This is a genomic window from Paenibacillus chondroitinus NBRC 15376, from assembly GCF_004000765.1.
GTDB lineage: Bacteria > Bacillota > Bacilli > Paenibacillales > NBRC-103111 > Paenibacillus_E > Paenibacillus_E chondroitinus.
Map to the genome: position 1 here is coordinate 419,669 of NZ_BILW01000002.1, position 12,538 is coordinate 432,206.

Sequence of the window (12,538 nt, forward strand, 5' to 3'; positions counted from 1 at the left end):
CAATAAATTCATTATAGGAATCTCCTCTGAATTCGTCCATGACATATTTATAGATTTTATCCTTGGATTATTTTCATATTGACGGGTGAATTCGTTAACGAAGAATCACTTAGCAACGATACCGCTCTCTCCAAAAGCTGCTGAATCGCTTGCGGCGCATAAACCATCCATTCATCCCACTGGAGCATGAAATAGCGCCCCTGCCTAATCGCCGGATGACGCAGCCAAACAGGATCCGTCATAATTTGCTGCGTAAGTTTAGCCGATGCTTGCTTCGTGGCATTCAAGAAAATGACATAGTCAGACTCATATTGGGTCATATCCTCTGGTGTTACGTTAATCCAATTGAAGTTCGTACCTTCTCGATGTTGATTAAGTTCGTTCGCAATAAGACTAGGAGGAGACAACTGTAAAGCTCGATAAAAAATATGTCCGACATTTCTGGCACCGTACAATCTCATCTCTGAGTTCATCAAACGGCATATCGCCACCGTCGGACTTCCGAATTTCCTGTTTACTTGTTTCTTGGCCTGATCAGCTTTGTAGGCATGACGCTCAATCCACTCTTTCGCTAATTGCTGACGACCGACAAGTTCGGCTATTGCTTCCAAATGATCAAAGACATCCTGTGATGCCCATGGAACAGAAATGATAGGAGCAATGTCCCCAATATGTTCTCTGGCTTTCAGAACAACGTTATCTTTGCAGAGAATCAAACCCGGCTGCGCTTCAAGGAAAGTTTTTCGGCCTATTTCCCAAGAATCTGCAGCGTGAAGCGGTAAAGTCAGCGAAATCGATTCCGTCGGCAAGTAGGATTTGCGGTGAAATTGGGCCGCGCTCGGAACAATACCTAAAGTCATTAAGTGATCTGTATATGGGTACGACAGCGAAATAATGCCGCTTAACGGCTCATTCGCATACTGTGTGGGCGCATATCCGGAATTCTCTTTGAACCGGCGGCTAAAATAAAACTCATCGCGATAGCCTACGCGTCCGCTCAAATCTCGTATCTGCGGGGCAGAGACAAGCAGAATTTCCTTTGCTTTGTTCATGCGTATTTGCGTGAGAAATTCGATCGGAGACTTATTCATTTTTTGCTTAAAACGCTGCGAATAATAAGCCGGGTGCATCCCCGCGATCTCCGCAAGCTTATCCAGATTGATGTCGGTATGGTAAGCATCCTGCATGTATTGAATCGTAAGCTGCAGCGATGCATCAGCATCTTTCGGTGTCGTAATTGAAGTTGGCTGATCCTTCAGAATTAACTCCACCAAGGCATGCAAATACTGCTGCCGCAAGTGCTCCCTTACGCTGGAAGTCCCATAGGCGGAGGCAAGCAGCTGCATTTTACGCTGAAAAAGAAGTAAATCCGTCTGCAGATTCCCCTGTACGGGAAAATGAAGCTCCCTGTCATAAACTTTACGGGATTGTGTATTTTCCTTTATTCGAAACAGATCGAATTCCAGTTGATAAATCAAACTATTGGCATTTCCTGTCAAGTTCAACCCTTGGACACTCATGCCAGGCAGCAGCAAGATGAGCGCCTTGCCATGGATCGTAATTTCATTCTGATTAATATGAAGCTGACCTCTCACCTTCACAAAAAATAGCAAAGTGTGATGAGCAGCCTCCTCGGCCGTTCGCTTCCACTCGGCTATATCCGTTATAACATCAAGCTTGACCAGCTCAAGCAATGTCCCTTCTAAATACACATCGTGGTCCGTATCACGATTCACTCCGAATCCCTCCCGTGCAAGTGATAACCATTCTCACAATAATATACCACAAAAAGTGTTGCTTCGCTGATGTATAAAAACTTCCATGGAGGGCATGTAACACCCTACCCCTAGCACCATAATATTGAGAGAGCCGGCCAGCAGAAACGCGAGGCCTAAGCCGATCGCCATATAAGGGGCTACGGACAGCGGAACTACAGGCCTTTATTTGTCCTCCATTACGCAGTTTACAGGTAAATTCGGCGAAATAGAGGATCGTAGTTCCCCTCACCTATAAAAATGTGCATTAGCGGAGAAATAGCGGACGCTAGTTCCCTCTACTCCCCCACCACATAAAACAAGAAAAAAACCTAGCGAAAATCGCTAGGTCCCTTGGTCCTTTGGTCCTTTGTCAACGTGTTATTTCACCAAATTCTCATATTCGCCCTTCGTCAAGCCAAACAGGCATTCATCAAAGTGCTGCCCCTTCGTGAAAATCATATTCCGCAGCCTGCCCTCCTGGACGAACCCAAGCCGCTCATGCAGCGCCACGGAGCCCTCGTTAAAGGCATACACATGCGCCGTAACTTTCTGATAACGCAGCTCTTCGAAATAATACCGCAGCAGGATCTTTATCGCATCCGATGCGTATCCCTTGCGCCAATGTTCGCGAAAGACGGCTACGCCGTATTTAAAAGTCCCATGCCGCCGATCGCAGCTGCTAGTGCTTATGCTCCCAACGAGCTCACCATCCAATGTTTCAATGGCGAGCATGACGTTATCGCTGACCGGAACATTCCCTGCCTGGTTCGCTGCCCAAGCTTTCGTTCCTTCTTCCGATCGAGGAAAATAGATGACATCGCAGTGCCTCGCACCTTCCGAATCCAAATCATTCAGATGGAATTTCTCCCAATCCGAAGCCAGAACGGGGCGTAACCGGACTTTTTTACCTGACCATATATAGTTTTGCATCAGCCACTCCGTCTTCCATTAATATTTGCGTGTAGTAACATCCCGTTTAGCCGTTTCCTGGGAGAAAATACTTTCCGCCGTAATAATATTCACCGGAATTTCCTTGCCTGCGGCAAGATCTTTAGCCGCTTTGATGATTTGCGGTCCCAGCAAGGGATTGCACTCCACGGACATGTTCAGCTTCCCGGCAAGCATAGCTTGGAAGGCAAGCTTCGTTGCGTCCACGGAAATGACAATGATGTCTTTGCCTGGCTTCAAGCCCATCTGTTCAATCGCTTTAATCGCGCCAAGTGCCATATCATCGTTGTGTGCAAAAACAACTTGTGGTATCGCTCCCTGTTGAAGCACTTTACTCATTAACTGCTGGCCGCTTTCCGTCGTAAAATCCCCGACTTCCGAAGCGATCACACGAAAACCGGCATGCTGAGTGAGCACCTCCTCAAAGCCTTGTCTACGCTCTATGGCAGGTGCTGACCCTGCGGTTCCTTGGAGCTCTACAATTTGAGTTTCCCCGGACACAGGCTTGTGCTCCACAAGCCATCTGGCTGCTCGCCGTCCCTCTTCAACAAAGTCCGAACCGATGAACGTCGTCCATAAGGAGTCATCCTCCAGCTTCACTTTGCGATCCGTCAAAATGACCGGTATGCCGGCAACCTTGGCTTCCGCCAAGACATCATCCCAGCCGGACTCCACAATCGGCGTGAAGGCAATAACGTCCACCCTTTGCTGAATAAAACTCCGAATAATCTCGATTTGCTTGTCTTGGCTGCCCTCGGCATTTTGCATAATAAGGTCTATGCCGAGATCTTGAGCCGCCGCATTCTTAATAGATTCGGTGTTGGCTGCCCGCCAGCTGCTTTCAGAGCCTACAACCGCTACGCCTAACTTCATTTTTTTGGGGTTCACACTCATACGTGAAGCCATCTGTTTCAAACTAGGGTCACCGGCTGCCGCCAACTCCCTGCTATTTTTTTGCGTAATAACATGGCTTGGCAAAATAATCTTTTTGGGAATAACCTTCTCACGGTTCAGAATATCGAGTGCGTATTGAATCGACTCTCTGCCCCCTGTCGGACTAGTAACCGTCCCGCTAAGAACACCTTGTTTGACTAGATCAAATCCTCCATTTACCGTGTCCAATCCATCAATACCGATAATTTGCACATTGCTCAAACCTAAAGCATCAATCGCGCGATAAGCGCCTAACGCCATGGCATCACTATGCGCAAATACGAGCTTGATTCCGGGAGAACTTGGTAAAATACGCTTCAACTCGTCCTCCGTTCGATCCCGCTGCCAGTCTCCGACAATCACTTTATCCACCTGAATAGATGGTGATTGCGATAAATAATCTCGAAACCCACGGCTCGTTTCTTCAACGGATCTGGAACTGACGGCTCCTTTGATCTCCACAACATCCGCTGGAGCGCCACCCAGTAAGTCAGCAGCTAACTTCCCCGATTTTTTGCCAATCGACAGATTATCCGACCCGATAAAAAGCGAATAATCATAGCCGGTAACACCTCGCCCAAGGACAATCACAGGAATGTCCTTATAGACCTCCGTCACGATCGGCGTCAGTTTCTCTGAGTCATTCAGCGAAATAATAAGCAGATCGATGCCGTATTTCATCAGCTTCTGCACATCGTGAACCTGCTTCTCACTATTTTCAGCAGCGTCGGTAAAAATAAGCTTAACGTTCTTGTGCTTTTCGGCTTCTTTCCGTATTTCATTGTTCATCAGCAGCTGCCGGGGTTCATTCAAGTTCGGTTGGCTAATGCCAATTAAAAAATCAGGTTCATCTTTTACCGCTTTAAGGTGCAAGAGGCTCGCGACGAGCATGACCACAACCAGGCCAATCAAGCTAAAAGTAAGCAGCCAAATGTAACCTTTTTTTGAGGGAACCTTCATCCTAGTAGTCTCCACGCTTTCTATATTCCAGTGGCGAAACGCCTGTCATTTTTTTGAAAGTATGGCTGAAATAATGCTGCGATTGGTAGCCGACTTTTTTCGCAATTTCATACATTTTGGAAGTCGGATCATTCAAATATTGAATGGCTTTTTTGATTCGAATATCAGTAAGACAATCGACAAATGATTTGCCCAAATCTCTTTTTAACAATTTGCTCAAGTACGTGGCATTGACATTCATCTGTTCGGCCACTTCGGACAAAGACAAGTCTTCTTTATAATAGTAGGTTTCCAAATATTTCTTCGTCATCATAACAATAGGCGTCAAAGCGCTTTCACGAATCAGTTCCTGATTCATCTCTTCATAATGCTTTGGTACTTGTTCAAGCTGCTCAACAACCGAATGCGTAAGCAGCATGCTGACTCCCAAATAGGTCATGACCACTCGTTCAAACTCTTGATAGATAGCTCGTATGCTATTAAGATCCGAAATTTGTGTAAGTGCAGCTATTCGGCCCTTTTCAGCGCTAAAAACCGTAGAGATCGGCAGCTGTGGAAGCATTTCGCTTAAAATATTTTTGATGGCAAATTCAAGCAATGGCGGGTCCCAAATTTTGCTTGGCGCATTCGCTGTCACTTTACCGAGCGGCTTTAGCAGCAGCATGCTGATTTTCCCGTGGAACTGCGGTTGAAAAAACAGCCATTCTTCCTCAAACTGCTCCTTCGTTAACTTCCCGGTAATCCATTTGCTAAAAAATTCTTCCCGCATCGTTTCCGCATTGAACTCCAATTTATGGTTCATCCATTGCGTATGCTTTTGCTCCACTCTATCTTTCATCAGCACCTCAAGCGCTTTGTTGACGGCTGAACTAAGCTCCGTTTTTTGCACAGGCTTCAGCAAATAATCAAAGGCATTAAGACGGACAGCTTGCTGGGCGTAAGAAAATTCATCATGGCCTGAAATGACGATCACCAGGCAATTCGGATTTTGATCATGCAATTTCTCGATCAATTCAAGGCCGTTCATGAAGGGCATATTGATATCCACAAACATCAGATCAGGACAAGCTGAAGCCGCGATTTCCAGCGCTTCTTTGCCGTTTTCAGCTTCTGCAACAACCTCAATGCCCATATCAGCCCATGGAAGCGTTTTACATAAACCGTTTCGAATGCGTGGTTCATCGTCTGCTATCATAAGTTTCCACATATTCGTCACCTCATCCTGTCTTTTTCACTGCTTGCACCATCGGATGCTTGATTTCGACTGTTGTTCCTTTGCCAAGAGCACTATAGATTTGAATTCCGTAAGCGGTACCATAAGTGAGCTGAATACGCTCATTTACATTGAATAAACCGATTCCGTACTGATCTTCCCGCATTTTCTCCCCACGTAAAATTTGATTGATTTCCTCCAGCTTCTCCGGCGGAATCCCAGCTCCATCATCGGTGATTCGAAAACAAATCAGATCCGACTCCAGCTCAGCGCAAATGCTGATCTTCCCCTTGCCTGTTCTTGCCTTGATGCCATGATAAATCGCGTTTTCAATTAAAGGCTGCAAAATCAGTTTAAGAACCTGATAGCTGTACAAATGTTCCGGAATATCGAATTTAAAATCTAATTTATCCATATAGCGGGACATTTGAATAATCATATAGCTCTCGGCGTGTTTCACCTCATCCCGTACCGGAATCCACTCGTTTCCGCGATTCAAGCCAATTCGGAATAGATTTGTTAGTGCACCGATCACTTCAATAATATCGTCGGCTTCATATTCTTGCGCCATCCACTGGATGGTATCCAGCGTGTTATATAGGAAATGCGGTTTGATCTGGGCTTGAAGGACTTGCAGCTCAGCTTCCCGCTTTTTTTTCTGCTCCGCATAAACCACATTAATTAGATTATTAATTTCTTCCAGCATATGATTAAAACTGTTGCCCAGTTGTCCGATCTCATCTTTGGTTTCGGAGACGAAACGCTGATTGAGCTCGCCGTTCTTCACATGGCTCATCAAACTCATCAGCTTGCGGATGGGACGGATCAATGTACCGGTAAAATAAGCGGACAACAAAGACGCTAAAACAATCGTTATGAAGGTAACGATGAGTGTGTACAGCTGAATATCCGTGATAACTCTCTGGTAATCGTCATTTGGAATAACCCCAATAAATCTCCACTTATTCGTTGCGGAATCATTGAACAAAATGCGATAATCGTGCCCTTTAATCTGCTGCGTTAAACTTCCTTGAGAACCGTCCGGCAGCCATTTGCTCTGAATGCGGTACACAATATCGTTGGTTGGCGCATACACAATATTGCCTTTGTGATCCAGGATGTACATGAATCCGGATTTGCCGAGCTTCACATTTTCGAAGATGGATTTAATCATATCCATTCTTAAATCCATAAGAACGACCCCCAGCACTTCTTCCGTTTGGGGATCCACCACTGCGTGTACGAGCGATAATACATCGTAGGAGCTGTAATTTTGGGACGTAGAAACGTTACGCCCTATTGGATTACTAATGATCATCGTATCATTAGGTGCTTTCAGCGCATCCTGAAACCAGCTTTCTTCGACCAATGAATCGCGTGTAATGCGAAACATATCATGCGATGTAAATGCTCCGCTTTTATTCACTAACATAATACCCATGATTTCTTTGTTGCGCTCTGTGTACATGGTCAATGTCTTATCAATTCGTGCAACTTCATCTTTAGAAGGTTCTTGCCCCTTCATTTGCATAAACTTCTCGACTTCCGGATCCTGGCTTATGTAATGTTGAACATCTTTCAGGTGTTCGATATAGTAATCCACATTGCTTTCTACCTGATGAATCATTTGCAGCGTACTTTGGTCCGCTTGATTCTCGGAGTAACTGCTGTATGTTCGAATGCCCCAAAAGCTGAGCGTAAGAATAGAGATAAGAATAATTAAGAGAAAGATGCAGTTTAGCTTAAAACGTATGCTGCGATCGTGCCACCAACGAAGATATGCTCTCACTGCGATCCTCCTCTTAATTGATCTGGTTCTTATAATATCACAACTGAACTACGTTTTGGACGGTACTTTTCGTTTTTTTCGGGTTATGCGGATTCCGCTTTCTTTCCCTTCTTGATACGATGGCCCGCTGCAGGGCGATGAAGGCAAACAAGAGAAAACCGATCACGATTTTCGTCCACCAGGAGCTTAAAGACCCTTGAAACATAATCATCGTTTGAATAACGCCAGCGCTCAAAACGCCAAGCATTGGACCTACGAAATAACCAAATCCGCCTGTTAAAAGGATGCCCCCAATAACACAAGCCGCAATTGCGTCCATCTCGCCGCCCATTAAATGAAGGCCATAACCGGACAGCATGTAGAATGTAAATACGATTCCGCTTAATGCCGAGCAAAATCCGCTAAGCGTATACACCGCTAGTTTGGTTACATACACCGGAAGCCCCATTAATTCCGCAGACTTCTCATTCCCGCCAATTGCATAAACATTTCGGCCAAACGCCGTATATCTTGAAACATAAACAGCTGCAGCGACGGTGACTAACGCGACAACAACCCCGATGGAGATAGACCCATCCCCTGGCAAAGGAATTCTGAAGTTGGAAATGGCGCTGTAAATGGGATTATCAATCACAATACTCTCGGGACTGATCAAAAAGCACGTGCCACGTGCCAAAAACATCCCGCCGAGCGTAACAATCCACGGATGAATATGGAAGCGGCAAATCAGATAACCTTGCAATAATCCAAATATAGTGCCCAGCAGCAACACGCTTGGCATAACAACGAATGGATGAATGCCTGCTCTTAGCATAACGGCGGAGAGCACACTGACCAAAGCAATCAACGACGCAACGGAAAGATCAATACCGCCAGTTACAATGACAAAAGCAAGGCCAGTCGCCACAATAATTAGAAACGCGTTATCCACGAACAAATTTAAAAATACTTGCATGGAGAAAAAGCTGTCAAACATCGCGGAGCCTGTTCCATATAGCGAAATGAACAATAAAATCGTGGCAAGAATGGTGATGTTGGAGGATGTAATTTTAAGCGGCATTTTCATGAACAAGCACCTTCTTTCCCGTTTTTCGGCTAAACGTACGACTGAACATACTTCTTAATACGTCAGATTGGACTAAGCTGACAAGGATAATAACGACGGCTTTGACAACCATAACGGACTCCGATGGCACGCCTAACGTGTAAATGGTCGTCGTTAAGGTTTGGATGAATAGAGCGCCTAACACCGTGCCGCCTAAGTAGAAACGTCCGCCTCGCATGGAGGTGCCGCCGATAACAACGGCCAGGATCGCGTCGAGCTCGAACCATAACCCGGCATTGTTAGAGTCTGCGCCTGTAATATTGGAGCTGACAATAATGCCGGCAAGAGCTGCGCAAAAGCCGCAAATCACATAGACAGATATCATAATGCGTGTAGAATTGATGCCGGCAAATTCACTGGAAACGCGGTTGGAGCCAACGGATTCCAAGAACAACCCAAAGGCCGTTTTCCGTGTAATGACATGTAAAACAACAAAAACAACGACAGCCAGAATGACGGCAAAAGGCAACCCGAGCAAATAACCTCCTCCTACAAAGCGGTATGCTTTATCGGAGATCGTAATGATTTTCCCGCCGGAGATTAGCTGTGCTATGCCTCGACCTACGGTTAACAAAATCAGTGTGGCGATCATCGGCTGGATTTTCAACTTCGCTACGAGCAGCCCGTTCCAGTACCCGCACAGTACGCCGATTCCCAAGCCTGCCAATAAGGCTAAAGCGAATGGAACATGTTTCTGAAGCAAAAATGCGGCCAAGGAAGCGGCAATCGCCAGCACGGAACCTACCGAGATATCAATCCCTTCTTTGGCAATAACCAGCGTCATGCCCAGCGCAATGATAAGAATCGGTGTTCCTCTGTTAAAAATATCAATTAAACTTCCAAATAAATGCCCGTCTTGTATCCGAATATTGAAAAATCCAGGAGTAAACAGGGCATTAAATAGCAAAATTACCGCGATCCCTAGTGAGGGCCAAAACAATTTGGAGCGAATCACATTATGAAACATGCTCTTTAGCGGCGTCATTTTCATACCCTCCCTCTGCAATCATCTGCATAATTCGTTGTTCACCGATTTCGTTCCCGTTCAACTCGCCAATGATCTGGCGATCGCGCAATACCAGAATGCGGTCACAGCAGCCAACCATCTCTTCCCATTCGGATGTGATCATCAAAATGGTCATTCCCTCCGCTGCAAGCGATAAAATTAGTTTGCGAATTTCCGCTTTGGAACCTACGTCAATACCGCGAGTCGGCTCATCCAAGATCAGGAGCTTCGGTTCTGTCGCTAACCATCTCGCCAATATCGCCTTCTGCTGATTCCCTCCGCTAAGCTGATCAATCCTTTGCTCCATGCTGGAAGCCTTGATGCTAAGCAGCTTCATATAATACTCTGCGATTTCTTGCTGCTTCCGAAGCGATAAATTATGCAAGATACCGCGTTTGGCTTGCAGTGCGAGCACAATATTTTCCCGAACCGTCAATTCCCCGATAATGCCTTCAACCTTACGTTCTTCCGGACAAAACGCCAGACCGTATTCGATCGCTTTCTTAGGAAACATGGTGCGAATCTTCTCATTATCAATCGTCATGGCACCTTCATCCGCCTTATCGATGCCAAAAATCAACTTTGCGATTTCCGTGCGCCCTGAACCGAGCAAACCTGCAAGCCCTAAAACCTCTCCTTTGCGAACCGTTATATCGAATGGCTCCATGGAACCTCGACGTCCTAATTGTTTGGCTGACACCCACACCTCGCCTTTTTTCATTCCGACAATCTTGCTTTGCTGTTCTTCATCCGTCCATTCACGGCCGATCATCTTGGAGATCAGGTTGATTCTCGGCAGTTCCTCGGTTAAATACTCGCCTACCAGCTCACCGTTTCTCAGCACCGTAATGCGATCGGATACCTCATACACTTGATCCATGAAGTGCGTAACGAAGACGATTGCCATCCCCTCGTCTTTCAGCTTCCTCATAATTCGGAAGAGTTCCTTAACCTCTTGCTGATCCAGACTGGACGTCGGTTCATCCAGAATAAGCAGACCGGAAGAAATATCGACCGCTCGCGCGATCGCCACCATCTGCTGAATCGCTACGGAGAACTCGGAGAGCGGCTTCGTTACGTCGAGCTGAATGCTCAATCGCTCCAGCAGTTCCTCCGCCTTATGGTTCAAAGCGTGCCAATCGATGCTTCCTCCGCGCTTACGGGGTTGGCGGCCGATGAACAAATTCTCTGCAACGGATAAATTCGGACACAAATTCACTTCTTGGTAAACCGTGCTGATGCCTAAAGCCTGCGCATCCTTTGGAGACTTGATGTGCACTTGTTGACCGTTCAAGGTAACGATGCCTTGATCCATCTCATGCACACCTGTCAAAACTTTAATCAAGGTGGATTTCCCTGCGCCATTCTGTCCCATCAAAGCATGAATTTCTCCTCTTTTAAGCTGAAAATCCACATTCGTTAAAGCTTTGACACCAGGGAAAAACTTACTAACGCCAGTCATCGTTAATACGGGTTGCTGCTGCATTCCTCTCCACTCCTTTATTCATCTTGGATGAACGAAATCAAGAGCTCCGATTGACTCTTGATTTCGTTTAATTCTCTATTTATCTTAGTACTTACGGTTTGGCAGAGCGTCGATAGCTTTTTGGCCTGTGAACACATCTTCGTTGGATTTAATCCATTTCGGAAGCTGTTTTCCGGCTTTCAAATCTTTTGCCGCTTGGAACAATTGAGGTCCGAGAAGCGGGTTACACTCAACAACCGTATTCAGCTTGCCGGCTTTAACAGCTTCGAAAGCTTCTTTAATACCGTCAATGGAAACGATTTTCACGTCTGAACCTGGTTTTTTGCCAGCTTCTTCAATCGCTTGAATCGCACCTAGCGCCATGTCGTCGTTATGAGCGTACACGCCTTGAATATCTTTACCTTCCGGGGATTTCAAGATCGCTTCCATCACTTGTTTACCAGTTGCACGGTTGAAATCGCCGCTTTGGGATTTTACGATTTTAATGTTCGGATGTTTTTTTATTTCATCGTCAAAGCCTTTTTTGCGGTCGGTTGCTGCACTCGCACCAACAGTTCCTTCCAGTTCAACGATATTCCCTTTGTCTCCAAGGTGCTCAGCCATTGCTTTGGCCGCGTTTTGGCCTTCTACGATAAAGTCAGATCCGATAAAGCTTGTGTATAGATCTTCGTTCTTTTTGTCGATGCCACGGTCAACGAGGATAACCGGAATTTTCGCATCCTTCGCTTCTTTCAAAACGGCTTCCCAGCCTGTTTCTACAACAGGGGCCATAGCGATGACATCAACCTTTTGGGCGATAAAAGAGCGAATGGCTTTAATTTGGTTTTCTTGTTTTTGCTGCGCATCCGAGAACTTCAAATCGATTGTTGGATCAGCTTTGGCTGTATCTTGAATGGATTGCGTTTCCGCACCGCGCCAGCCGCTCTCCGCTCCGATTTGGGAGAAACCAACGACAACTTTGCCATCTCCTGCTTTAGCTGCCTCTGCCGCCTTCGTAGCTTGAGGCGCTGTTGTAGCGGATGTCGTTTCTGTTGTTTTAGCCCCGCAGCCTGCGACCAATGACATGAATACCGTTGCTGTTACAAGTGCCCCCATGACTCTTTTTCTTTGTACCATTTGTGTTCCTCCTCGAAATAATTATTTACAACCTTAGTGTAATATTTAACCAGGTAAAGGTCTTTACACGTAAAAGTCATTTTTTGCTTTATTCCGTCATACCGGATAAAAATCGCGAGAAAGGATTAGACTGCGAGGCAGCAGCCGAAGCTGGCGGATTGAACAGGGGGAGTGACGGGCAGCACCGGAACGCCGCACCGAGCGGACCACAGTTCCTCAGCGCTT

Annotated in this window: 9 protein-coding genes; all 9 read right to left on the minus strand. The window is 46.1% G+C overall.

Features of this window, described 5'->3' with window-relative positions; translation table 11 throughout:
- Positions 1 to 56: 56 nt before the first annotated feature.
- The gene (locus PCH02S_RS04340; RefSeq protein ID WP_127450406.1) at positions 57 to 1,736 is read right to left on the minus strand and encodes a helix-turn-helix domain-containing protein; all 1,680 of its coding nucleotides are present in this window, start codon (positions 1,734 to 1,736) and stop codon (positions 57 to 59) included.
- A 399-nt stretch (positions 1,737 to 2,135) separates the two neighbouring features.
- A complete protein-coding gene (locus PCH02S_RS04345; RefSeq protein WP_127450408.1) occupies positions 2,136 to 2,687 on the minus strand; it encodes a GNAT family N-acetyltransferase in 552 nt (183 codons plus the stop codon).
- 18 nt (positions 2,688 to 2,705) lie between these two features.
- Positions 2,706 to 4,598, minus strand: coding sequence for a substrate-binding domain-containing protein (locus PCH02S_RS04350; RefSeq protein WP_127450410.1), 1,893 nt, complete (start codon positions 4,596 to 4,598; stop codon positions 2,706 to 2,708).
- A gap of 1 nt (position 4,599) precedes the next feature.
- On the minus strand, positions 4,600 to 5,805 hold the full coding sequence (locus PCH02S_RS04355; RefSeq protein WP_127450412.1) for a response regulator transcription factor: 1,206 nt from the start codon (positions 5,803 to 5,805) through the stop codon (positions 4,600 to 4,602).
- A 10-nt stretch (positions 5,806 to 5,815) separates the two neighbouring features.
- On the minus strand, positions 5,816 to 7,600 hold the full coding sequence (locus PCH02S_RS04360; RefSeq protein ID WP_127450414.1) for a sensor histidine kinase: 1,785 nt from the start codon (positions 7,598 to 7,600) through the stop codon (positions 5,816 to 5,818).
- Positions 7,601 to 7,637: 37 nt separating this feature from the next.
- Positions 7,638 to 8,666 carry a galactofuranose ABC transporter, permease protein YjfF gene (gene yjfF / locus PCH02S_RS04365; protein WP_127450416.1) on the minus strand — a complete coding sequence of 343 codons (1,029 nt, stop codon included), beginning with the start codon at positions 8,664 to 8,666 and terminating at the stop codon, positions 7,638 to 7,640.
- Complete coding sequence (locus tag PCH02S_RS04370) at positions 8,650 to 9,690, minus strand: ABC transporter permease (RefSeq protein ID WP_246068941.1); 1,041 nt, start codon at positions 9,688 to 9,690, stop codon at positions 8,650 to 8,652. The genes yjfF and PCH02S_RS04370 overlap by 17 nt, the downstream gene beginning before the upstream one ends.
- Positions 9,662 to 11,197: a sugar ABC transporter ATP-binding protein gene (locus PCH02S_RS04375; protein WP_127450418.1), complete on the minus strand. Its 1,536-nt coding sequence runs from the start codon at positions 11,195 to 11,197 to the stop codon at positions 9,662 to 9,664. Before PCH02S_RS04375 ends, PCH02S_RS04370 begins: the two co-directional genes overlap by 29 nt.
- Before the next feature lie 84 nt (positions 11,198 to 11,281).
- On the minus strand, positions 11,282 to 12,313 hold the full coding sequence (locus PCH02S_RS04380; protein ID WP_218033141.1) for an ABC transporter substrate-binding protein: 1,032 nt from the start codon (positions 12,311 to 12,313) through the stop codon (positions 11,282 to 11,284).
- Positions 12,314 to 12,538 lie beyond the last annotated feature (225 nt).